A 24,356-nucleotide genomic window follows, 5' to 3' on the forward strand; every position below is an offset into this window, starting at 1 on the left:
TTTCATGCCAATTAACTCGCATCGCTATGTTGAAAATGCTATCAAAAAAGACCTTCTGCCAGTAAGCCGGAAGGTCTTTTTTATTTATATAGGTTGCCACCTTTTATCTTTTACGTCTAGAATTTTGGCTCAGTAAATTAACCAAAGTCGATGCCTTGGCAAACCAGCCCTACTCTGTTTCATCTAAATTTAGATTTCTATCGATACGGTATACCGAATAAGCCCCTAAGCACATTAAGATGGTCATGGTCGCCCCCAATTTTAATACGGGATTGACCGGGAACATATTTAAGAAAACGCCACCAAATATACCCACACAAAACATGAGTGAGCCTTGCAAAGCACTGGCCATGCCTGCACGGTGTTTTTGGAAAGCCAAAGCAATCGCTGTGGCATTGGGTTGGGTCAATCCTAGACCAGCAATACAAAAGAAAATACAGATTAAAACTAAAGGCAACCAAGCCTCTGCGCCATACAAGACACCCAAAATTAATAACCCTATCGCAGCAATGGCTTGCATTGTCGCCCCAAATCTTAATAATGAAACCAGACGAAAGCGATTGGTCAAAAACTGATTTACTTGAGTCAGGCCTATAAACCCAGCGGCGTTAATACCGAAAACAATACTGAATTGACTCTCTGTGAGCCCATAACCATCCATTAGTAACTCTGGGGCAGCACTAATATAAACAAACATTGCTCCCATCAATAGCCCGGCACCAATGGCTGGATAACCAAAACTTGGGTCCTTTAACAAACTCACATATTGGCTAAAGATGGTATTCAACGGCTGAGTATTACGATTTTTATCGGTCAGAGTCTCTTTAAAAAAGAACTTGGTCAGCAGCAGGTTTAAAACCCCAAATCCGGCTAAAAACCAGAAAATAGCATGCCAATCAAAGAAATGTAGAAAAGCGGCACCCATTGAAGGCGCTAAGATTGGTGCCAATCCCATGACCAAAACCATAATAGAGAAAGCTTTGGCCATCTGTCTAGGCGGTAAAGTATCTCGAATCGCCGCTCGAGTTACTACCGCACCCACACAAGCCCCTAATGCTTGCAAAGTACGGGCAGCAAATAAAACATATTCACTGTCTGTGGTAGCACAGATAAGTGAGGCTATGACATATAGGGTCATCCCAAAATAAAGCGGTTTAACCCGACCCACACGGTCGCTCAGTGGGCCATAAATAAGTTGACCAAACACCAATCCCACAAAATAAGCAGGTACCGAGTTTGAAATCCGCGCCGTACTGACGCCGAAGTCTTCAGCCATGGTAGGTAACGCGGGCAGATACATATCTATCGACAATGGGCCTATGGCGACAATTAGCCCGAGCATCATAATCCAAGCTACGGGCATCTCTTGCTTATTATGAGAAGTCGTTTGTTTGTTTGACATAAAATAAATAAGGCCTTACGAATATTAAAAACCAGTCTCTCGACAAGCAAACTGAAGTTAACCAAATTGGCGCTTTAGAAACTGCACACTGTTGTCCTTGGCTTTTTTGATGGCCAATTTACGGTTTTTGCCGCCTGCCATCAACTTAAGCTGCCACACTTTCTCTTGATATAAAGAGCTACAACCTTGCTGGGTCATACGGTTAATTACACGTTTACTGGCCAATACAGCATCTGGCGAACGTGTGGCTATTTCTTCAGCCAGTGCTTGTGCTCGTTGGTATGGCTCGTCATCCACGTGCGTCACTAAATGAAATTGTTGCGCCTCATCTGCTGAAATTAGACGGGCTGTCATGGTCAACTCTTTTAAAGTATCCACTGGCAGCAAATGCAAAGCGGATTGGGTCAACCCCATATCTGGTACCAATCCCCATTTGGCTTCCATAATAGAGAACTGGCATTCTGCCGCGCTAATACGGAAGTCGCACCCTAATGCCAACTGCATGCCCGCCCCAATACAATAGCCATGAGTAACACTGATAACAGGCATCGGTACTTCACGCCATATTAAACATACCTTTTGGAAAATACTTTGAGTCGGTTTTACCAATTCATACATAGCCATTGCGGCATTTTTTGGGTCATTTAAATCCCCCAAATCAATGCCTGCGCAAAAAGTATCACCTGCCCCATTGAGGATGACAACACGAGTCTGACGGTCTTTTTTCAGCCCTTTAGCCAGATGAATAAGCTCCTTCATCATCTCAAAGCTCATCGCATTTTTCTTTTCAGGACGATTTAAAGTCACTGTCAAAATATCATTGGCTTCGGTTAACGTAATGGTCTGATAGGTATGGCTTAAATAGCTGCTACTTGAATAACTGTTGCTTGAATCGGTTTTATTTAACATTTTATTGAATACTGATGACATAACGGCTCTCTTTTGGCTTAAGTTGTACTATTGGTTTTAATTGTAATATTGGCTTAAACTGCATCTCTGATTATAACGGTGTTCATAAATTGTACTGGTGATCTTCACTTGGAATTTACTTATCATTAAAGCTATAAAAACGATATAGGTTGGACCTATCATAACTTTGATAGGCTTAAATCATTTTCCAAGTCATATCATTTTCACTTAACGGCTTATCTTCATTCTGCTGCATTTGATGGGTAATATAAGCTTCCAAATCTAATGCCTGTAATACCTTCAAGCTTGTGATCAGCGTGCTGTAATACTCCTCCAACATACTAAACTGTGAAGGCGTGGTGTGCTGTACGTTAAGCAGACATTTGTCTTCAAGGTCCTGGCTGGCTTGGCGAATTTGTGGCACACCAGAATAGCGACTTGCCCCCAAAATTCGATGGGCGATTTGTGCCAACTGCTCTCGATCTCTATCATCCCAAGCTTTTTGAAGATCAATCAACTCATTCTCGACTGAGTCTTGCATCATCAGCAACAACTGTTTTGCCAAGTCTGCTTTGTTTGCTGAGCGCATTAAGGCATCTCGCCAATCCACAACCGGCAGCTCGCCACCTTCTGTATTAGACACCGTTCCTTCAGCAGGTTGATTGTTGATTGCCGTATTTGAAGGTGAGCTTTTAAGCGTTTGTTTCAGAGTACTCGCAGGAGTTTCACCACCCCGGCCCAACCAGCGCTGTAGTATCTGCAATAACTGAGGTCGGCTAATGGGTTTACCGACATAATCATCGATACCCGCTGCAATTAACTTGTCTTTGCCATCGGCTAAGCCATGAGCAGTTAACGCGATAATTGGTAAACGTTTGTGATAATTCGGATGTTGCTTTTGCGCATCTTCTTCTAATTGACGTATTTTCTTAGCTGCCTCGTCACCTGACATCCTTGGCATTTGAACATCCATAAACACCAAGTCAATCTTAGCATTTTTACCCTTTTTCACATTCTTAGCAGCGTCTACGTCTTGGTCTATAGAGACGTCCGATGGTTCATAAGTATCGTACATAATCTGCTTACTGATGATATCGACGGCATCATAACCACTGTTTGCGGTGATCACTTTGATACCCAACTCACTTAATAACGCATCAAGTACCAACAAATTGGGCAGATGATCATCTACTGCTAATACGGTCACCCCTTGCCAAGTCGGTGGTGCTACTAAAGTAGAAACATGGGTGGTTCTGGTGTCTAGCATGCGATAGAGTTGACGTTTGTCGAAAGGTTGATACAGTCCCATCGCTTTATAACGCTCAAGTAACGTCGCATCTAACGACACTTGATAACCATAAATCGCTAATTTACCCTGATAATGTAGTCGAATCTGTTTTAATAGTGCGGCTTTGTCCTCTCTCGTTTCACTCTCACCACCATCGATTATGACCCAATCCCAGCGGTTGCCTCCCTCTTTAAGTTTCTCTAGCGCCCCTGCCAGAGAACGGGCAATGGTCACATTCATATTTAATGGACGCGTGGCAGCCATAAATACTTGTATGCTTGGGCCGTGGTTTATCCAAACCAACATTTCAAATGGCTTGTCGTCTGCGGTAGATTGGCCAAAAGGTCGTAGGACAGGCAGCTTAATTTGATCTTCGTCTTCTAAATCTTCATGTGTGGCACCAAACTCTATATCATCAGGTACATCGACCTCCACATGAGCAGGCACACTAAACCAGAAGGTTGCCCCGGTGCGTACTGGGCTTTTATTGGCTGTGGGCTGTAAGGCGGAATCTGCCACGACCACTTGCCCTTCTGCTCCGGCATTGTCATTGTTGTAAAAGCCGATATTACCCCCCATTAGTCTGGTTAATTGCTTGGAAATAACCAAGCCCAAACCCGTACCCCCATATTGACGCGTAATCGAAGGGTCACCTTGACTAAAACTTTTGAACAGATAGCTTTTTGCTTGTTCAGACAAGCCATGACCGGTATCTTGAATAGCAATGTGAATCATACTGCCAGATGGTTGACTGCTTTGGTCCTCAACTTTGATACTGTCTTGCTCTGACGGCATATCAATGACGGTCACATCCTCTACCTCGTCAATGCCTACCCGAATTACCACCTCACCAACATCGGTAAACTTAATGGCATTACCCACCAAATTGGTTAATACCTGTTTCACCCGTAGTGCATCACCGATAATAGTATTGGGCACATCGTTGTAGTACATCACTGCCATACGTAGCCCCTTTTCAGCTGCCAAAGGGGACAACATATCCATCACATCGTAGATTGCTGAGTATAAGCTAAACTCATGTTTATCCAACACCAGTTTACCCGCTTCAATTTTTGAAAAGTCTAAAACATCATTTACCAATGCCAACAAATGAGCGGAGGATTTACGAATGGTCTGCACGTACAAATCTTGCTCTGCTGTCAAATCACCATGACGGGCCAATAAGTTAATAAACCCATCAATACTGTTCAAAGGCGTTCGTAACTCATGACTGATGTTTGCAAGAAAGGCCGACTTAGCTTGGCTACTCGATACTGCTTGGTCGCGAGCCTCGCGAATAAAGATGTTTTGCATCTCCATCTCATCAAAGGCATCCCGTAAATCATCTTCGGTCTGATCCGAGTGGTCTTTTAGCTCTTGAAAGTCCCCATATAGACGTCTAAAAGTCTTCAGTAGGTCTTGCTGTAACTGATTTAACTCCCCAGTCGACTCAATATTGACCGGCAAATACATATTTTCAGGGGTAATTTGCTGTAGGTAAAGTCTTAAGTTATAAATCGGTGCAATCCAGCGCTTGGCGTAGGTATTCAAACTTAAAAGCAACATAAGCAGCGTGAACAGACCCGTAATCCCTAAACCTAGCCATACTTTTAACTGGGCTATGGTCAGCGGCTCATTGTCCATATCGACGAATAGCCAATACTGCCTGCCTTCATAATCTCCTAATAAATGACCGTAAGCAGTCCCCATATCAGTCGGTATGCTAGAGATAAATCCCTGTTGGTCCACTGCCGTTCGGTCAAGTAATGAATACTGTTTGAAATCAATCCAAGGCTCTGATTGTTGGTCACCAGAAGACGCCAATACCTTACCGTCTTGATCGATAATGGCCACACGCTGAATATGCTGATTGTTATTCATGGACGACAATAGATAGCTGATACGCTTCTGTACGTCATCCAAGGACTGAAGATTTTTTTCAATCTGCTGACTTTCAATGACGCCATTTTTGCCCTTAAGCTCATCAGGCAATGACATATTGGTCACTTGCGTGGCAGCGTCTTCGGATGCTTCTGTTTCATTATCTAGTTTTGACTTTGGCCCGCTCTGGCTATTAGTGTCTGTTGCCTCTAAATTGATGCGGTTATTTTCTAGGCTTTGATTGTTTAAATCTAGGTCTTGGTTTTTTAAGATAATAGGCAACAGTTGTTTGACCATAGGCTCATAGCGTATTAAAGCAGCAGTCGCCAAGGTATGTTGCTCAGACTTAATTGCTTTACTTGACTCTTTTTCTACCAAATAAGCGCCTACCGCTGCCAATACCACAATCGGTAAAAACACCAGCAAGATGAGCTGTGCATAAGCACTACTAAAATCAATTATTTTCTTTCGCATTAGGTCCAGACTTTATTCAGGGGCCATGAAGCCGTCATAGATTAGGGGAACAATTTAGTAAATAACCTATTAAATAAATCATTAAACAAACCATCAAATAAACTATAGGTCGAGTAAATCTTAGGTCAAGTAAAGCACAACTTAGGACAAAGCAGAAGTTAGAATAAGTGTAACAGGTTTTCAACGCATTGCAGATAACTTGGAGAGACTCAAAATGTTATAATCTTTCGCACTTATAATCACACCATACTACCGATAACGTGTACTGAGGCCATCTATGTCAAATACGACTCAAACTCCCATTAACTTCTTCGAACAAGTCACTACCCTAGCAGATTGCGTCGGCAATACCCCTTTGGTGTCTTTGCAGCGTCTACCGCAGCTTGAAGGTATTGACACTCAAGTACAAGTATTGGCTAAGTTAGAAGGCAACAACCCTGCCAGCTCGGTCAAAGACCGCCCTGCTTTCAATATGATTCAACAAGCCGAAAACCGGGGACAAATTAAACCAGGGGATACCTTAATTGAGGCCACCAGCGGCAATACCGGTATTGCATTGGCGATGGTTGCTGCGATGCGTGGCTACAATATGATCTTATTAATGCCAACCAACTCTACACAAGAACGTAAAGATGCGATGGCCGCCTATGGCGCAACTTTAATCGAAGTAGATGAAGGTATTGAAGCCGCACGCGATCAAGCGTTACAACTACAGGCTGAAGGTAAAGGCATTGTATTGAATCAGTTTGCCAACCCAGACAATAGTGCAGCTCACTATGAGACAACTGGTCCAGAATTATGGCGTCAAACTGGGGGCCGTATCACTCATTTTATTAGTTCAATGGGCACGACAGGTACCATCTCTGGCACGGGTAAATACCTAAAAGAGCAAAACCCCAACATTCAAGTTATTGGTCTACAGCCTGATGATGAGTCTTCTATCGCCGGTATCCGCCGCTGGCCTGAAGAATACAAACCTGAAATTTATGACCCTGCTGTTATTGATCGCACTATGGACATTAGCCAACATACGGCAGAGGTTTACATGCGTAAATTGGCCCGTACTGAAGGTATCTTAGCTGGGGTTTCTTCTGGTGCCGCTGCTTGGGCAGCGATTGAAGTTGCTAAAGAGATTAAAGACACTCAGCCTGATGCGGTTATAGCATTTATTGTTTGTGATCGTGGTGATAGATATTTATCCACTGGCCTATTTACTGCTGAATAAGTAAAGTTACCGCTGAATAAGCAAATTCAGACTGAATTAACAGTTTGGAGTGTGTGCAGAGCGTCTTTAACGAGTATTGAAAATGCTCTGCCCTGTAAATGACAAGATGGCCCATAAGCAACACCCTTATATAACGTGACATAAATACAGTAGATACGCTATGACTGACTTTCTAAAAAATCCTGTTTTGGTATTCGATATTGAAACCATCGCCGATATCGAAGGCGCGCGTCGCGTTTATCCGCAGTTGGCCAATTTGAACGATGAAGATGCTTTAACAGCTTTGACAAGCTTGCGTATCCAAGAGTCAGGCCATGATTTTATGCGTTTGCCACTACATAAGATTGTGTGCATCTCTGTGTTTTATATCAAAGAGGGTCAGTTTTCTTTATTTTCATTAACTGCTGAGACTCTCTCAGAAAAAGAAATTTTATCCACCTTCTTCCGCGCCTTTAAAGACCTTAATACGTTGCCCCAGTTGGTCAGTTGGAATGGGTCAGGCTTCGATATTCCAGTATTAATCTATCGAGCGATGCTGTATGACCTCAGTGTGCCGTTATTATTTGAGGAAGGCAATCGCATCAACGCCATGCGCTATGACAACTATGTCAATCGCTATCAATCCCGCCATCTGGATTTAATGGATAGATTTAGCCAATATGGTGGCAGTCGTCGCGAAGCAATGAGCATTGTGGCTAATTTATATGGCTTGCCCGGTAAGCGCGACATAGATGGTAGTCAAGTAGGTGAAATGGTGGCACAAAAACAGTGGCAACAACTCTCTATTTATTGCGAATCCGACGTGCTAAATACGTGGTTGATTTACCTACGTTGGATGCGTCTGATAGGTAATATCTCGTCTGCTGACTTTGACATGTGGCAAGCTGAAACCCGTGATTTCTTGCAAAATAAGCGCAATGAAAACGATAGCGTTCGTCATCAGGATTTTTTAGATTATTGGCCAGTTAACTAAAAACCTTTCAGTTTAAACGGATACTAAACTCTCTTTATAATTATAGTGGCAACATTCATCTAGGCTATTGAATTTATATATTCTATGTAGCATTATTTGTTACTTAAGACATAGTTCTGTAACAATATTGAATAAATGGTTCAAAGTCATAAATAACCACGTCAATACCTATCAGAATTATTTTCTGTTATCAAATCATTGGATAAATGATTGTCTTTAGTTTGTTAGTCAACACAAAATGGAGTTTAGTGTGAAAAAACTATCTTATTTAGTCTTCGGACTTTCCGTTCTCTCTTTAACAGCTTGTAATAATACTGATAAAAATCCATCTGCTTCTAACAATTCAGAGGGCGAACCTTCTCGTCCTGAATGTATCGCTCCAGCAAAACCAGGCGGTGGATTTGATCTTACTTGTAAACTGGCACAATCTGGTTTAAAAAATACTAATTTGTTACAAAAACCTATGCGCGTTACTTATATGCCAGGGGGCGTTGGTGCAGTAGCTTACAATAAGATTGTCAGCAACGACCGTGCTAACAATGATGCCATCGTCGCATTTTCGACAGGTTCAATCTTGAATCTATCCCAAGGTAAATTTGGTAAATTTACCGAAAAAGATGTCAAATGGTTGGCTGCAGTAGGAACAGATTATGGGGCTATTTCAGTCAGTGCAGACTCCCCTATCAAGAACCTAAGTGACTTGGCAGATGCCCTTAAGAAAGACCCTAAATCAGTAAGTTTCGGAGCAGGCGGTAGTGTTGGTGGACAAGACTGGCTACAAACCGCTATGTTTGCTAAAACAGTAGGTATTGATCCCAATACTATGACCTATGTTGCTATGGAAGGGGGTGGCGAAGCCGTAACTGCGGTTTTAGGTAATCACATCACAGCTGTAAGTTCAGGTCTTGCTGAAGTCATGCCTCAAGTCACCGCCGGGAAACTGCGTGTTCTAGCTGTATTCTCTGATGAAAGATTAAAAGGTAATTTAGCCGATGTCCCAACTGCTAAAGAGCAAGGTTACGATGTCGTATGGCCGGTAATTCGTGGCTACTATATGGGTCCTGATGTTAGTGAAGCGTCTTATAAATGGTGGAAAAATAGTTTTGACACTATGCTAGCTGATCCAAAATTTGCCGAAATTCGTGAGCAACAAGACTTGTTACCTTTCTCAATGACAGGTGAAGAACTTGAACAATATGTTTACAAACGTACAGGCGAATTACGTGAACTGTCTGCTGAATTTAACCTAGTAGAAAAATAGTTCATTAATTAAGTAATTACTTACTGCTAACCAGTTTATTAAGGCTGGCACTAAAATGCTAGCCTTTTCATTTTTAGCTTCAGGGATATTATCATGACGATGGAGCGTCTTTTTTCAGGGCTACTTGCCTTAGTCAGTTTAGGATGTATTTATTTGGCTATGGGATATACAGCCCCTATAGCCTATGATCCTATTGGTCCAAGACCTTATCCTATACTAATATTTTCCATGTTGGCTGTAGGCAGTCTTATAGTAGCCGTGCGTCCTGCACGATTTACCCAAAAAATCGACTTAGGCTTTACGCCACCTATTATTAGAAATCTTATCTTATGTACCGTAGCTTTATTGGTTTACGGACTTTTCTTTGAATCCCTTGGTTTTCCTATTGCCACAACCCTAATGTCATTTGCTGTTGGAGTGTTGTTTGGTGGTAGCCCGGTAAAGAGTCTAATTTACTCTGCTCTGCTTAGCGTCTTTTTATATATTTTATTTGATATTTTACTAGACGTGAAACTACCGCTTGGATTTCTTTCAGGACTAAGGGGGTAAATGATGAGTACTTTTGAATTTTTGATGCATGGCTTTGCCATTGCTATGACCCCACAAAACTTATTAATTGCCTTAATTGGTGCTTTTATAGGAACTATTGTGGGTATGTTACCAGGACTAGGCCCTATTAATGGTGTAGCAATCCTACTGCCTTTTGCCTATGCTCTTGGCCTACCTCCAGAAAGTGCCTTGATTTTGTTAGCTGCTGTTTATTTAGGATGTGAATATGGGGGTCGCATCTCTGCTATCCTAATTAACGTACCTGGTGACGCTGGTGCCATTATGTCTACACTTGATGGTTATCCCCTAGCACGTCAAGGTAAAGCAGGTATTGCATTGTCTTTATCTGCAGTTAGCTCTTTTATAGGTGCCACTATTGCGACTATTGGTGTGGTTTTATTTGCCCCACTATTAGCAAAATGGGCGGTTTCTTTTGGTCCAGCTGAGTATTTCGTACTCATGGTATTCGCCATTACCTGCTTAAGCGGTTTAGTGGGTGATCAACCTATAAAGACAGCTATCGCTGCTCTAATAGGTTTAGGGTTAGCAACCGTAGGCGTTGATGCTGTTACCGGTATTTATCGATTTACTTTTGACTCAGTACACCTTTCAGATGGCATTCAATTTACCACGATAGTCATTGGTTTTTTTAGCGTCAGTGAAATTCTGATTCTATTAGAAAGAACGACTACGGGACATAAAGTTATAGAACAGGGCAAACGTAGCCTTTTAAACTTTAAAGAGTTTTTATTTAGTCTAGCCACCATGCTTCGCAGTGGACTTATGGGATTTGTTGTTGGCATTCTTCCAGGAGCAGGTGCTACCATTGCTAGTGCTATGACGTATGCTAGTGAAAGAAAAATAGCGGGTGAAAGTGGTACGTTTGGCGATGGCGACTTACGCGGAATAGCTGCCCCTGAGGCCGCTAATAATGCGTCAGCTTGTGGGTCATTTATCCCTATGCTAACGCTAGGCGTCCCAGGATCGGGAACTACAGCTGTTATGATGGGGGCTTTAACTCTTTATAATATAACCCCAGGCCCTCAATTATTTGCGGAACAGCCTGATATTGTTTGGGGTTTAATTGCTTCACTTTTTATTTGTAATATCATTCTATTAGTCCTAAATATCCCTTTAGTAGGTTTTTTTGCTAAATTACTCAACATCCCCAGTTATATGTTACTACCTGCCATTGCTGCTATTAGCTTCGTTGGGGTTTATTCGATTCATAGTACAACCTTTGACTTAATCTTTATGGTTGCATTGGGCGTATTTGGGTACTTCTTACGAAAACTAAATTTTCCTCTCTCTGCACTTATTTTAGGCTATGTCTTAGGAGAGTTAATGGAGTCTAACTTGAGACGTGCCTTGTCCATTTCTCAGGGTGAATTAAGCATTCTTTGGAGTAGCCCTATTACTATAGCGCTATGGATCTTAGCTTTACTGATGGTATTTCTTCCAATTATTCGAAGTTTATACCGACGTAAATATAGAACCGTATCTTAAACCATATAAAACAGTTTGCTTAATTAAAAAGAGAGGGTCTTATGACCCTCTCTTTTTTTATATACGGCCTCAAGCTGAGGCTTTATGTGTTAAAATCTCTCCCATCTTTCATACCCTATTTTTAGCAAATTTAACAGACAGGCAGGTTTATGCAGCCCACCGATACCACAAACAATACTTCTTCTTTGACCGATAACACGACAGACAATTCTTCTCTTGCAGCGGCCCCAAGTAAGAAACTTTCCAAGCCAAGCTCAAGAGTCCGTCGTCGTCTAAAAGATGCCGCTCCGCTTCCTTTCAAAATAGATGGTCTGTCTCATGATGGCCGCGGTGTGGCTATATATGGCAATGGCTTTGGCACCGATGAGGGTCATATCGAAGAAAAGCACGGTAAGAAAGTGTTTGTTAGCTTCGCCCTACCTAATGAGTCGGTAAATGTAAGACTGACCAACAGCCGAAAAAGCTTTGAAGAAGGGGATGCAGTTGAGTTACTAGACAATGCACATCCAGAGCGTCAAACTCCGCCTTGCCCTCATTTTGGGGTATGTGGCGGCTGTAGCTTGCAGCACTGGCAGCCCGATGGACAGATTGCTTTTAAACAAACCGTATTGGCAGAATTGCTACAGCACCAAGCCGATGTCCAGCCTGATAACTGGCTACCGCCCGTAGTTGCAGACCGCCTTGGTTATCGTACCAAAGCACGCATGGGTGTGCGTTATGTCGCCAAAAAAGACACTGCATTGGTTGGCTTCCGTGAGCGCAACAGTAACTTCTTGGCTGAATTAAATGAGTGTCATATTTTAGATGAGCGCATTGGCTTTGAGATTGAGAATCTAAAAGCATTAATCAGCTCACTAGAAGCACGCTCACATATTGCTCAAATTGAGTTGGCAATGGGCGAAGCGATACCGGAATTAGCCGATGGCGACCAACCTGTGGCACTTATTTTGCGTCATCTTGAACCGCTGTCTGAATCTGATATCGAGAAGCTAAAGACTTTCTTTAAAGCCCGCAGTTGGCAGCTTTATTTGCAATCAAAAGGCCCTGACAGCATCGAGCGTATTGCCCTACACGACACCGATGATTTAACGGAACAGTTTGGCCGTTTGTATTATCAACTGCCTGAATTTGACTTAACTTATGAGTTTATTCCGACTGATTTCACCCAGGTTAACTTGTCTGTAAACCGTAAAATGACCAAGCTGGCATGCGACTTGCTTGACTTAAAGCCAGGTGAACGTGTTTTAGACTTATTCAGTGGCTTGGGTAATTTTAGTTTACCATTAGCCCGTTTGGTGGGTGGTGAAGATGGTTCACAAGGCCTAGCTATTGGCGTGGAAGGCTCTGATGCGATGACGGCTCGTGCCGCTGACAATGCCAAGCGTAATGGTATTACAAATACTGAGTTTTATAATCAAGACTTAACTCAAGACTTTAGTGATCAGTCTTGGGCACAGCAAGGCTTTGATGCTATCTTAATTGATCCGCCTCGTTCTGGCGCTTGGGAAGTGATGCAATACCTGCCTCGTTTTAATGCCTCTCGCATCGTCTATGTGTCATGTAATCCTGCTACACTAGCACGCGATACTAAAGCACTGATTGAACAAGGTTACCGTTTAACGGATGCGGGTGTTATGGACATGTTCTGTCATACCGGCCATGTTGAATCGATTGCCCGTTTTGAAAAAGTTGAGGCGGTTTAAGTCAAGGTTTAGACCCAACAATTGGTCTTATGCAATTAAAGATATACCTAAGTTCACTATCACATTAATGGATGCCAATCACTTACTATAAAATACTTATTGTTTCTTGAGTCAGTTTATTACGCTGATTCACAACTGTTCACAGAGCTAAGCTTGAAATATTATTTGTAGATAAGATAATACTGAATAATAGTTAAGTGATAGCAAATAGCATAGTACAGGACCTGGTTTAAGTCATTAAGCCGGTCCGATATATGTTAAGGGAGGAAGACTTGGTAAAAGTTCGCGAAGGGTTACCCCTTATTGATGGTCAGACAACAACTGAAGACAGCGCCTCCATGGCTGCGCAAATGATTGCTCAGCAGCAACACGGATACTATAAGCCTGGGGCGAGCGCTTCCTTTGATTTGCTTAATGAAGACTTAAAAAAGCAATTATCCACGTCCAAATTGACCACTGCCATGGACCGCTCGATTCAAGCGGACTTCCTGCCTCTTAACGATGCTGAGTTAGTCAGAAGGATTCAGCTTGATACCCTGACCTACTCGCATAATGGGCTTAGCAGTGACGATTCCACTGGCCTTAATCCCCTAAAAGACACGCCTCTACAAGACAAGTCTAGTTTTACCGATGAGTCTAGTAACAACAAGACCTTGGCAGACAATACTATTATTGATCTGCCCGCTTGGCTAAAAGCGGTCTCTAATCGAGTGAATATTCCAGAGTTGCCAGATTTGGCAAAAGCTTGCGAAATGGTGGGCACTAAGTCTAGTTTAGATGAGGAAGGTAATCGATCTAGCGCCTATATGACTGGTATTGGCATGACCGATATCCTTACCTATCTCTACCAAGATGAAGATGCCTTAACGGCCGCAATGCTGTACCGTGCTGCCCGTACCAATCTTATTTCTCATGAACGCATTCAAGAAGTTTTTGGCGATGAAGTGGCAAAGCTGGTTAATGATGCGTTGGCAATGGGACAATTGTCAGAAATCATTGAGAGTAATAAGCGCCTAGAAGATCATTTCGTTAATAATCAACGAGAACAGCTGTCGAATATCTACAGCATGCTTATCTCAATGACCAATGACGTGCGTGTGGTGCTTATTAAGCTAGCAGAGCGTACCTTTGCCATGAGAGAGTTGTCTTACGCCAGTGAAGAGCGTAGACAGCGTGTGGCACGCGAGGTTATGACCATTTATGCCCCTTTAGCTCATCGCTTAGGCATTGCTCAAATAAAGTGGGAGTTAGAAGACTTAGCGTTTCGTTATTTGGCCCCTGACCGCTATAAAGAAATAGCCAAACTATTGGCTGAAAAACGTAGCGAGCGCGAGGAATACATTGAACGAGTGCAAGCTCAACTTGAAGCAGCGTTAAAAGAGGCAGGCATTAAAGGTGAAGTCTCAGGACGGGTCAAACACATCTATTCAATTTACCGTAAGATGAAACTCAAAGGCTTATCTTTTGATCAGCTGTATGATATTCGGGCACTGCGGGTTTTGGTAGATACCCAATCTGAATGCTATCACACCTTAGGTCTGGTCCATGGTATGTGGCGCCATATTCCTGAGCAATTTGATGACTATATCACCAATCCAAAAGCCAATGGTTATCGCTCATTACATACGGCTGTTATTGCTGAGAATAAATCGCTAGAGATTCAAATTCGTACTCATCAGATGCACTTTGAGGCTGAGTTGGGTATGTGTGCTCACGTGAACTATAAAGAAGGCGGTAAAAACAAGCCTGATGCGTATCTCAATCAGAAGATTAACTCTTTACGTCAGTTACTATTAGCGGGCAGTGATAGCACCAACAAAAACCTTACTCATAACGGACTGATAGATGAGTTTGAGGTGGATGAAGATGAAGAGCAACTGGTAGATTTTGGGGAACTAGAACACATTTACGTGTTTAGCCGTGATGGTGATATTACCGAATTACCTAAAGGCGCTACTGTCTTAGATTTTGCTTACTATGTCCATACCCAAGTAGGTAACCGTGCTCAAGCGGCTCGAGTTAACCAACGCTATGTGCCTTTGACCTATCAATTAAAAACGGGTGAGCAAGTCGAGATTATCACCAAATCTTCTCGTGAACCCAATCGTGATTGGTTGGTGCCGTCTTTAGGCTACATTCAAACGTCACGTGCGCGTTCTAAGTTACGTCAATGGTTTAACAAGCAAGACCGCGATAAAAACTTAGAAATCGGTAAGCAAATGTTGGCCAAAGAGTTAGCGCGCTTATCGGTCCATCCCAATAGTATTAGCTTAAAAGACTACGTTAAACATTTTAACGTTAATTCTGCTGATGATATTTTGGTAGGATTGGTTACCGGTGAGATTGGGCTTCATCAGCTCACGGGTCATATTTCACGTGAGCTTGATTTAGTCATCGATAAGGAAGAGCAGGACTACACCCCAAGTGTCCATCCTAAAGTTACTGGTAAGCTTGATGCTTATAAGATTAATATTGATGGGCTCGATAATATTGAAATGCGTTTTGCCAACTGTTGTCAGCCTGTCTATGGTGAGCCTATCGCTGGATATATCACTCAAAGTAGTGGTGTCTCGGTACATAATCGTGGCTGCGCAGAATACAATCGATTAATTGAACGAGAGCCTGAGCGTCAAATTTCAGCCTCTTGGGTCTCGCAACAGACCAGTTATCAACCCGTAGAAATTATTATTGAGGCATACGATAGAAGAGGTTTATTGCGGGATCTTACTCAAGTAATTGATAAAGAAGACATCAATATTCGAGGCGTAGACACCAACAGCGATGACGACAATGTGGCCCATCTGAAATTCCGTCTTGAAGTAACGGGCTTATCGCAATTGTCAAAACTACTCGCCAAACTTGAACAACAGCCTGGTATCTTACATGCCAGACGAGCCGTATAAATACTTTTAAGTTCCTATACCTGAGTCACCTTATGCCCGAGTTACCTGAAGTTGAAACCACCAGAACCAGTTTAAAACCTTTACTTAATAAAAAAGTAGAGACAGTCGAGGTTTTCCAGCCCAAATTACGTTGGCCTGTACCACAAGATATAGACAGCTTAACAGGCTATGTACTTCAGGATATTGAACGTCGGGCAAAATATTTGATTTTAAAATTCAGACGGGATAACAAAGATTCTCTGAATAATAAACAGTCTAATATTATAAATATTGCCTCAGCTAGAGATACTAAGGCCTTAATTATTCATTTAGGCATGTCCGGTAGTCTACAACAATTTCCGGTAGGCACTGAAAAACGTAAGCATGATCATGTAATCATGCAGTATGCCAGCGCTGATGCCACCCAAACTCCTATCCAGTTGCATTACCATGATCCTCGTCGTTTTGGGGCTATTTTATGGTTGGACGATTATGAACAAAAGTTGCTTGGTCATTTAGGTATAGAACCTTTAGATGAAGCATTTTCAGGGGATTATTTATACGACAAGATTCATAGACTCTCAGAAAATAAAGTCCGTAAACCGCAAAGTAAAACTGAATTAAAGCCCATTACCCGTTCAATTAAAGCAGTAATAATGGATCAGGTCTTTGTGGTAGGTGTGGGCAATATTTATGCCACTGAAAGCCTCTTTTTATCTGGTATTCACCCTAGCACTCCCGCCGATAAACTTACAAAATCCCAGCTCTCTGTACTAGCAGAGCATATTCGCGTTATATTAAAACGTGCCATTACCCAAGGCGGCTCAACTCTAAGAGACTTTACTGTGGCCAGTGGGACTACAGGGTATTTTCAACAAACACTACTGGTTTATGGCAAACACAAACAGCCCTGCCCTACTTGTGGCACGACGATTGATAAAGTTACTATTACTGGCCGTGCTAGTACTTTTTGTCCAAACTGCCAACCTGAAGCTAACTCGTAAATTAAAGTAAACAGAATCTAATAAGATAGGGCGAATAAAAAAAGAGACTAACCGTAGGTAGTCTCTTTTTTTTATTTATTTTCTAACTTGTGCAGTTACTGCTTAGAGGGTTACTTGCTTAGCTTTTGGCTAATTTCACGAAGCAATAAAATTTCTTCTGACGGGGTCTCTTCAACCACCTCTTCCACTTTGTTATTACGGCGCATTTTGTTCATACCTTTCACCATCATAAAGATAATGAAGGCTAAGATTAAGAAGTTAATAAGTACGGTGATGAAGCTACCATAAGCCAATAAGGGAACACCAGCTGCTTTCAATGCATCATAAGTCATGGCAACGCCTTCTGGGGCATCGCCTAATAAAATAAACATGTTCTTAAAGTTAATCTCACCGCCAGCGATGAAAGCAACGATTGGCATGATCACATCTTCAACCAAAGAGTTTGTGATACCTGAGAATGCGCCACCAATGATCACACCCACTGCTAAATCCATAACATTACCCTTTAGGGCAAACTCTTTAAACTCTGACATCATACTCATAATTTTTCCTCCAAAATAAAAACTTAATCAAAAAGCACGAGCCAACGATGTAAGCAAATACCGAAATGCTTAACGCCTTAAGGTCGTACAAAATAAGGGGGTAACACAGAAATCCATCAAGAAAGATGGACTGTTAATATTCCATTTAATTGTTATATGTTAAACAGACTAAACACAAAATAAAAAAGAGTTAACATAGACAATGCGCCTATATTAACTCTTCCAAAAAGCTATTCAGTAGTCAAAATGTAAATAATTGACCTATTTTTGAGAGATAAATACAAGAATCTCACTCAATTTAATGCTAATTTATTACTGACATTTAGATCTGAATTAGCAACTATTTGATTTATTTCTCTTTTTTACGGCCGTGACGCTTACGCTCACTTTCAGTCAGATATTTTTTACGTAGACGAATTGACTTAGGTGTTACTTCAACTAATTCATCATCTTCGATAAACTCAAGTGCTTGCTCTAACGTAAACTTAACAGCAGGTACTAGAGTCAACGCTTCATCAGTACCACTGGCACGAACGTTCGTTAACTGTTTAGCGGTTGTTGGGTTAACAACCATGTCATCACTACGTGAGTTAAGACCAACAATCATACCTTCATATACTTCAAGTTGTGGTTCAGCGAAAAGCTTACCACGCTTCTGAAGGTTAAATAAGGCATAACCTAAACAAACACCGTTTGCCATTGATACTAGAACACCGTTGGTACGTCCGCCTACATCACCGATCTTTTGTGGACCGTAATGAGAGAAACTAGAGGTCAAGATACCCGTACCTGAAGTTAAAGTAAGGAACTCTGAACGGAAGCCGATTAGACCACGGGCAGGCATAGTTGCTTCAATACGCATACGGCCTTTGCCGTCTAGTTGCATATCTGTCATTTCGCCTTTACGCAGACCTATTTGTTCCATGATAGGACCTTGATGCTGTTCTTCCACATCAAAGATAACGTTTTCATATGGCTCTTGTAACTTACCATCAACTTCTTTAACGATAACTTCAGGACGTGATACAGCCAATTCATACCCTTCACGGCGCATGTTTTCAATCAGTACTGATAAATGAAGCTCACCACGACCTGATACTTTAAACTTCTCTGCTGATTCAGTGTCTTCCACACGTAAAGCAACGTTATGAATAAGTTCACGTTCTAGACGCTCACGAATATTACGTGACGTTACAAATTTACCTTCACGACCTGCGAATGGTGAGTTGTTCACCTGGAAGGTCATAGAAACTGTTGGCTCATCTACCGTAAGTGGCGGTAAGGCTTCAACATTATTAGGATCACAAATAGTATCTGAGATGTTTAAGGCATCAATACCTGTGATACATACAATATCACCTGCTTGTGCGTCTTCAACATCGATACGGTCTAAACCATGATAACCCATGATTTTTAGAATACGTCCATTACGCGTATTACCATCTTTATCGATTACAGTAACTGGCGTGTTGGTAGAAATACGACCACGCTCAATACGGCCAACACCAATAACCCCTACGAAGTTATTGTAATCAAGGCTTGAAATCTGCATACGGAAAGGCGCATCTGCATCTACTTGGGGCGGCTCTACCACATCGACGATTGTTTCGAATAATGGCGTCATATCTGGTGCAAGATTTTCTGGGTCTAAGCCAGCAATACCATTTAAGGCTGATGCATATACTACGTGAAAATCTAGTTGCTCATCACTGGCACCAAGATTGTCGAATAGATCAAATATTTGATCCATTACCCAATCAGGACGCGAACCTGGACGGTCAATTTTGTTAATAACAACGATTGGCTTCAAACCTTGTTCGAATGCCTTTTGAGTCACGAAGCGAGTTTGTGGCATAGGGCCATCAATAGCATCTACTACCAATAGTACGCAGTCAACCATAGACATTACGCGTTCTACTTCACCACCGAAGTCGGCGTGACCCGGGGTATCTACAATATTGATGCGATATTCAATATCTCTATCGGGATGTTTCCACTTAATGGCAGTGTTTTTCGCAAGAATCGTAATACCACGTTCTTGTTCAATTGCGCCTGAATCCATTGCGCGTTCTGCAATATTTGCACGCCCGTCGAAGGTACCAGATTGATGTAATAGTGTATCAACTAAGGTGGTTTTACCATGGTCGACGTGAGCAATAATAGCGATATTGCGTAAATTTTTTATTTCGTTAGACATATTTTAAAGACTCAATATTTTTCGGGTAATAATCAGTAACTCTTTTCACGCTCGAAGTATAACACCTTTGTATTACAGTTAATAAACTGATTTTGTGAATGCATTAAGAAAAATGTAAAGGTTACTAATGGTATATAACGAAAAAAAGCCACCAATTTGGCAGCTTTTTTTCAAATAACTACTAAAACATACTTAAGATATTATTGAACGTTCATATCTTTAGTTTGGTCAACAGTCATGCTCTTGTTACCAGTGATAACAGCGTATACACGACGGTTCATTGCGCGACCTTCTTCAGTATCGTTTGGCGCGATTGGACGGTCATAACCGTAACCAACTGTGCTTAGACGGTTTGGCGCAACGCCAAATTCGTTAGTTAGCATAGTTTTAACAGCGATTGCACGGGCTTCAGATAGACGTTGGTTGTAACGAGCTGATGGACCAGTCTTAGAAGCGTGACCTTCGATGCTAGCTGATGAGTTTGGATACTCACGCATTTTTTCTGCTACTTTAGCGATTTCAGGCTTGTACTGCTCTTTGATAACTGATTTATCGTTATCGAAGAATACACGTAGTTCCATTTTCAGTTCGTCATCGATCTGAACTTGTACTGGACAACCAGTTTCATCTACTACTACGTTAGCAGGAGTGTTAGGGCACTGGTCTAATCTATCGATTACGCCATCGCCATCGCTGTCTTGGTCAGCTTCAACCACAACTACTGGAGTTGGTTCAACCATAGTTGCTGGAGCAACTACTGCAGGAGCTAAGTGACCGCCTAGAACTACTTCTAGACCAGCTAGACCCATGTAATCCCATAGATCATAGTCAAAGTTATGGATCGCACGAGCTTCACCACGTAGGCTTAGTGCATCGTTGATACGGTACATAGCACCTAGACCTAGGTTACCAATGGTATCAGTAGTTTGACGAACTTGTTTACCAGCTGAATCTTTAACTTCGATTTTCTGTTGACCGGCACCGATTAAAGCGTATGGACGGAAAGCAGTGTCACGGTAGCCTGAGAACTCATCAAAGCCTACTAGGAAGTTACCACTGATCATTTCACGCTCAGCATCACCAATTTTGTCGCCTTTATATAGAGCGTCTGAATCAGTTACACCATATTCAACTTGGAACTGAGTTGAAGGAGTCAATTCAATACCTAGTGCAGCACCAGTGTATAGATCGTCTTCAGTAGAAAAACGAAGATCTTCTTTTTCGTAGTCATCATCATTAGTTTCAGTGAAGTGATAACCAAGTAATACTGGGCTCACAGTTACGCCAGCAGTTGCCATTACTGGCGCTGCAGCAGCGGCAATCAATGCCAAAGTAATTTTGTTAAGTTTCATAAACTTCCTCCAAGGGACGGTTTGTGTGCAAAAAACACTTAATATCTCTAATTTGTATACTCAGGACATTTTTAAAACGAACTAAGCACTAATTTATACTTTCGCATAATAGCTTATATATAAATTAATTTATTTACAACATATTTTTGTGACCCAGTCATCTAGTACACATAAAAATCACATAACCCATTTACTAATTACATTGTAATCGATTATTAAACACTAACTCAAATCAATCACATTATAATGGGTACATTTATTCTGTTATGTGATTAAATGATATGTAATTAAATATAACTAAATGTGATACACAACTTACTAAAGGCAATTCTAATACATACGCTCAAATAGTTCTATCCTTAAGCCCTACTTTTTCACCAAATGTAACAAAATTTGACAATAGGTTATATTTCCCTATTATAAGTAGGCCTTTGTTGAGTTTTACTATATATTTAGCTAAACTTACTATAAGGCTTATCTACAATGCACATGTCTATTGTTAAGTTGCGATATGCTGTACCTAACGAAGTGCAGGGAACACATAACTTTAGGCTATACTCAGTGGATAAACTTCACTTCTCTGATAGAAATATCCATAATCAAGGCTTTACTTTATTAGAGTTGCTATTAACCTTGATTATCTTAGCCACCATGACTACAATAGCACTCCCCTCTTTTATCACTACCTTAAGAACTTGGGAGGCCAAAGAAGTACGCAGTCATATAACCGATGGCTTTCGAACTGCTAAAGCACACAGCTTCATGCAGCGTCAAGACACCATACTCTGTCTAGCAGATGCTAATTATCAATGCCATAAACAGGCAAAAGAATACTTATTAATTTTCAGTGATATCGATGGCAATCATCAGTTTAATAGTGCCATTAATCAAATGATCCTACAGCAACCTCTACATTTAGATTATGGTAGAGTGTATTTGCATGCAGGAAAGCGTAACTATATCAAGTTCTTTGGTGATAGTGGATTACCTCGTGGACATTTCGGTCACATAAAATATTGTCCTAATAATCATTCAATCCATAATATGTATCAAATCTCATTAAACCAACAAGGTAACCACCGCTTTAAGCCCTATGGACTTAAAAAGACGGGTTGCCCTTAAGAACTTTTTACTTGACTTGATTGCCCAATCACTTGAACCCTCTTGTTGATCACTAATTGCTAAAACCAGTTAATAAGACACCAGAGAGCATTACGATAGATTAAGGCAACGTTGGTTAGTTAATTGGACGATGAACAGCCATCCACACCCTTACCCTCACACATACAATTAATACACTCTAAATTATAGGCTGCAGTTAATTTACAAACCCTAACCTTGCATTGCCTGCTTCATAGTAGCAACCGCCTTTTCAAGCCCCATAAACACACTATCGGCAATTAAGGCATGACCTATATTAAGCTCATAGATGCCTGGAATACGAGCAATGGCAGACACATTATCACGTGTTAAACCATGGCCGGCATTAACAATCAATGTCTCTTGTTGCGATAGGGCATATTTGGTAGCTGATTTTATTCTATTTAGCTCATGTTCAATCGCCGTACTTTCTTTGGCCAATGTCGCCTCAGCATATTGTCCGGTATGTAGCTCAATAGCATCTGCCTTACAAGCTATGGCTGCATCTATCTGTTTGGCATCTGGATCAATAAATAAAGAAACTTTGCTGCCGACTTGATGTAGAGACGCTATGTAGCGTTTAATATTTTCTACCTGCGAGGCCACGTCTAGCCCCCCTTCTGTGGTCAGTTCTTCACGCTTTTCTGGCACTAAGCAAATCCATTCAGGCTTGACCTCTAGCGCGATATTTAACATCTCTTCGGTAGTGGCCATTTCTAAGTTCATACGAGTCTTTAATAAAGGCTTCATACGATAGACATCGTCATCTTGGATGTGACGTCTGTCTTCTCTTAAATGAAGAGTGATACCATCTGCCCCTGCTTGCTCACAAAGTAAGGCAGCTTCCACTGGATCAGGGTAATTAACCCCACGTGCCTGACGAAGTGTGGCCACGTGGTCAATATTGACACCCAATAATGGTGTCTTAACAGCGGTTGGAACCATTTTATTCATAATATGTCACCCTAGCTGACTTAATAAAGTCATAACAACAGTAAAAGAAACAACCTAGTAAGGATAATAATTAATAATTAATAATTAATAATTAATAATTAATAATTAATAATTAATAATTGACAATAATATAATGTAGATCACAATAACGTAGACCGAACTATATAAGATAAAACCAAGCTTAGCACTACGTCGATTTAAAACAACCTCTGACTTTACCAGTATCTGCCAGCTAGTTTATTATAGTTTATTGATAACGATAAAACTGTTGCCACAAAATGCGGCTTTGTAAAGGCTGATAGTCAAATAAATGATCAATAAGTTGGCGATGAATATCAGTCCAACTGTTAATGGTTTGAGGACTAATGCCTGATTGCATGGCTATGATTGTCTCGCCTGAGATAGGAAACTGTTGCATAAAGGCTGAAGGGTTGCGTTGATTAAGACTAGATTCAGAGTCTTGTTCGCTTTGAGTAGTATCAACGGTATCTGTAGTTTCGACATCACTACCATGGAAAACACCCGTTTCCTGAATCGTAGTATCTTGAATCATAGCATCCTGAGCATCTAGCGCTGCTTTGGTCATTGATTGCTTGACCCATCCTCTATCAGGAGCAAAGTAGTACCACTGTTTCTCATCAATTATTGCCTGCTCACTATCTTGTTCAAAGTCAATGGCGAAGCCGAGCTCGCTAAACAAAACCTGTTCATAAAGTCGTAAAACAAGTTTTAACTGATCCAAGCTTAATGGCTGCTGTAATTGGCGAATGGTTCGACTGTATTGCTCGTAAACGACAGGCATACTGTCTTCCACGGGCAATAGTTTTAAGGTAATTTCATTAAGGTATAGAGCCGCATACTGTTGTTGGCCCATCAAGCTTGGAACGGCTTCGACAATGTTGACCTGTTGCAAGGTCTTTAAGGATTTTTTGCCAGTCGCAAAGAGCATTAAAGGCACAAATTGGGGAATGCCCTTTTTGGCAATACCATGCAAGATACCATGCTCTTTGGTCAGCAAATAATAGATGCTTCTTTTTTCTTGATAGGGGCGTTGATGCAAACTATACGCATTTAATGGCTCATTACGCAATGTGATTACCCATCCTATATGCTA

The 24,356-nt window shown here is 41.4% G+C and carries 17 protein-coding genes; 9 read left to right on the forward strand and 8 right to left on the reverse strand.

Annotation, left to right across the window (positions count from 1 at the left end; translation table 11 throughout):
- Window positions 1-169: 169 nt before the first annotated feature.
- The 3 genes from LK453_RS01820 to LK453_RS01830 all read right to left on the reverse strand — a co-directional run bounded on the left by LK453_RS01820 (window position 170) and on the right by LK453_RS01830 (window position 5,954).
- Entirely contained in the window at window positions 170-1,402 is a 1,233-nt protein-coding gene (locus LK453_RS01820; protein ID WP_201536370.1) for a multidrug effflux MFS transporter, read from the reverse strand.
- 57 nt (window positions 1,403-1,459) lie between these two features.
- Window positions 1,460-2,332 carry a crotonase/enoyl-CoA hydratase family protein gene (locus LK453_RS01825; RefSeq protein ID WP_201536367.1) on the reverse strand — a complete coding sequence of 291 codons (873 nt, stop codon included), beginning with the start codon at window positions 2,330-2,332 and terminating at the stop codon, window positions 1,460-1,462.
- Between the two features lie 175 nt (window positions 2,333-2,507).
- Window positions 2,508-5,954, reverse strand: coding sequence for a histidine kinase dimerization/phospho-acceptor domain-containing protein (locus LK453_RS01830; RefSeq protein WP_201536364.1), 3,447 nt, complete (start codon window positions 5,952-5,954; stop codon window positions 2,508-2,510).
- 277 nt (window positions 5,955-6,231) lie between these two features.
- On the opposite strand from LK453_RS01830, the gene cysM reads away from it, so the two are divergent.
- From cysM to mutM, 8 genes are all read left to right on the forward strand, one after another.
- Window positions 6,232-7,179, forward strand: a complete 948-nt coding sequence (gene cysM / locus LK453_RS01835) for a cysteine synthase CysM (RefSeq protein WP_007394288.1) — start codon at window positions 6,232-6,234, stop codon at window positions 7,177-7,179.
- 160 nt (window positions 7,180-7,339) lie between these two features.
- On the forward strand, window positions 7,340-8,152 hold the full coding sequence (locus tag LK453_RS01840; RefSeq protein ID WP_201536361.1) for a 3'-5' exonuclease: 813 nt from the start codon (window positions 7,340-7,342) through the stop codon (window positions 8,150-8,152).
- Window positions 8,153-8,390: 238 nt separating this feature from the next.
- Window positions 8,391-9,413, forward strand: coding sequence for a Bug family tripartite tricarboxylate transporter substrate binding protein (locus tag LK453_RS01845; protein WP_201536358.1), 1,023 nt, complete (start codon window positions 8,391-8,393; stop codon window positions 9,411-9,413).
- A 93-nt stretch (window positions 9,414-9,506) separates the two neighbouring features.
- A complete protein-coding gene (locus tag LK453_RS01850; RefSeq protein ID WP_201536355.1) occupies window positions 9,507-9,962 on the forward strand; it encodes a tripartite tricarboxylate transporter TctB family protein in 456 nt (151 codons plus the stop codon).
- A 3-nt stretch (window positions 9,963-9,965) separates the two neighbouring features.
- On the forward strand, window positions 9,966-11,468 hold the full coding sequence (locus LK453_RS01855; protein WP_201536352.1) for a tripartite tricarboxylate transporter permease: 1,503 nt from the start codon (window positions 9,966-9,968) through the stop codon (window positions 11,466-11,468).
- Window positions 11,469-11,617: 149 nt separating this feature from the next.
- A complete protein-coding gene (rlmD, locus tag LK453_RS01860; protein ID WP_201536349.1) occupies window positions 11,618-13,171 on the forward strand; it encodes a 23S rRNA (uracil(1939)-C(5))-methyltransferase RlmD in 1,554 nt (517 codons plus the stop codon).
- Between the two features lie 254 nt (window positions 13,172-13,425).
- Entirely contained in the window at window positions 13,426-16,074 is a 2,649-nt protein-coding gene (locus LK453_RS01865) for a RelA/SpoT family protein (protein WP_379652660.1), read from the forward strand.
- A 32-nt stretch (window positions 16,075-16,106) separates the two neighbouring features.
- On the forward strand, window positions 16,107-17,057 hold the full coding sequence (gene mutM / locus LK453_RS01870) for a bifunctional DNA-formamidopyrimidine glycosylase/DNA-(apurinic or apyrimidinic site) lyase (protein WP_201536329.1): 951 nt from the start codon (window positions 16,107-16,109) through the stop codon (window positions 17,055-17,057).
- A gap of 110 nt (window positions 17,058-17,167) precedes the next feature.
- Here the strand turns inward: mutM and mscL are convergent, their stop codons facing one another.
- From mscL to LK453_RS01885, 3 genes are all read right to left on the reverse strand, one after another.
- Window positions 17,168-17,599, reverse strand: a complete 432-nt coding sequence (gene mscL / locus LK453_RS01875) for a large conductance mechanosensitive channel protein MscL (protein ID WP_201526921.1) — start codon at window positions 17,597-17,599, stop codon at window positions 17,168-17,170.
- A 349-nt stretch (window positions 17,600-17,948) separates the two neighbouring features.
- The gene (gene typA / locus LK453_RS01880; RefSeq protein WP_201526925.1) at window positions 17,949-19,796 is read right to left on the reverse strand and encodes a translational GTPase TypA; all 1,848 of its coding nucleotides are present in this window, start codon (window positions 19,794-19,796) and stop codon (window positions 17,949-17,951) included.
- A gap of 200 nt (window positions 19,797-19,996) precedes the next feature.
- Window positions 19,997-21,148 (reverse strand): OmpA family protein, encoded by a 1,152-nt coding sequence (locus LK453_RS01885; protein ID WP_201536324.1) that lies wholly within the window; start codon window positions 21,146-21,148, stop codon window positions 19,997-19,999.
- A gap of 489 nt (window positions 21,149-21,637) precedes the next feature.
- On the opposite strand from LK453_RS01885, the gene LK453_RS01890 reads away from it, so the two are divergent.
- Window positions 21,638-22,270 carry a prepilin-type N-terminal cleavage/methylation domain-containing protein gene (locus LK453_RS01890; RefSeq protein ID WP_227954045.1) on the forward strand — a complete coding sequence of 211 codons (633 nt, stop codon included), beginning with the start codon at window positions 21,638-21,640 and terminating at the stop codon, window positions 22,268-22,270.
- Window positions 22,271-22,480: 210 nt separating this feature from the next.
- Here LK453_RS01890 and pdxJ read toward each other — a convergent pair whose 3' ends face one another.
- Entirely contained in the window at window positions 22,481-23,242 is a 762-nt protein-coding gene (gene pdxJ, locus LK453_RS01895) for a pyridoxine 5'-phosphate synthase (protein ID WP_007394298.1), read from the reverse strand.
- A 247-nt stretch (window positions 23,243-23,489) separates the two neighbouring features.
- On the reverse strand, window positions 23,490-24,332 hold the full coding sequence (gene recO / locus LK453_RS01900) for a DNA repair protein RecO (RefSeq protein WP_201537533.1): 843 nt from the start codon (window positions 24,330-24,332) through the stop codon (window positions 23,490-23,492).
- Window positions 24,333-24,356: the final 24 nt, after the last annotated feature.

It is taken from the genome of Psychrobacter sanguinis, from assembly GCF_020736705.1.
In the GTDB taxonomy this organism is placed as follows: Bacteria; Pseudomonadota; Gammaproteobacteria; order Pseudomonadales; family Moraxellaceae; genus Psychrobacter; species Psychrobacter sanguinis.

Excerpts from the sequence above, each read along its gene's own strand:
- LK453_RS01820 (WP_201536370.1), bottom strand. The coding sequence starts at position 1,402 with ATGTCAAACAAACAAACGACTTCTCATAATAAGCAAGAGATGCCCGTA.
- LK453_RS01825 (WP_201536367.1), bottom strand. The coding sequence starts at position 2,332 with ATGTCATCAGTATTCAATAAAATGTTAAATAAAACCGATTCAAGCAAC.
- LK453_RS01830 (WP_201536364.1), bottom strand. The coding sequence starts at position 5,954 with ATGCGAAAGAAAATAATTGATTTTAGTAGTGCTTATGCACAGCTCATC.
- cysM (WP_007394288.1), top strand. The coding sequence starts at position 6,232 with ATGTCAAATACGACTCAAACTCCCATTAACTTCTTCGAACAAGTCACT.
- LK453_RS01840 (WP_201536361.1), top strand. The coding sequence starts at position 7,340 with ATGACTGACTTTCTAAAAAATCCTGTTTTGGTATTCGATATTGAAACC.
- LK453_RS01845 (WP_201536358.1), top strand. The coding sequence starts at position 8,391 with ATGGAGTTTAGTGTGAAAAAACTATCTTATTTAGTCTTCGGACTTTCC.
- LK453_RS01850 (WP_201536355.1), top strand. The coding sequence starts at position 9,507 with ATGACGATGGAGCGTCTTTTTTCAGGGCTACTTGCCTTAGTCAGTTTA.
- LK453_RS01855 (WP_201536352.1), top strand. The coding sequence starts at position 9,966 with ATGAGTACTTTTGAATTTTTGATGCATGGCTTTGCCATTGCTATGACC.
- rlmD (WP_201536349.1), top strand. The coding sequence starts at position 11,618 with ATGCAGCCCACCGATACCACAAACAATACTTCTTCTTTGACCGATAAC.
- LK453_RS01865 (WP_379652660.1), top strand. The coding sequence starts at position 13,426 with ATGTTAAGGGAGGAAGACTTGGTAAAAGTTCGCGAAGGGTTACCCCTT.
- mutM (WP_201536329.1), top strand. The coding sequence starts at position 16,107 with ATGCCCGAGTTACCTGAAGTTGAAACCACCAGAACCAGTTTAAAACCT.
- mscL (WP_201526921.1), bottom strand. The coding sequence starts at position 17,599 with ATGAGTATGATGTCAGAGTTTAAAGAGTTTGCCCTAAAGGGTAATGTT.
- typA (WP_201526925.1), bottom strand. The coding sequence starts at position 19,796 with ATGTCTAACGAAATAAAAAATTTACGCAATATCGCTATTATTGCTCAC.
- LK453_RS01885 (WP_201536324.1), bottom strand. The coding sequence starts at position 21,148 with ATGAAACTTAACAAAATTACTTTGGCATTGATTGCCGCTGCTGCAGCG.
- LK453_RS01890 (WP_227954045.1), top strand. The coding sequence starts at position 21,638 with ATGTCTATTGTTAAGTTGCGATATGCTGTACCTAACGAAGTGCAGGGA.
- pdxJ (WP_007394298.1), bottom strand. The coding sequence starts at position 23,242 with ATGAATAAAATGGTTCCAACCGCTGTTAAGACACCATTATTGGGTGTC.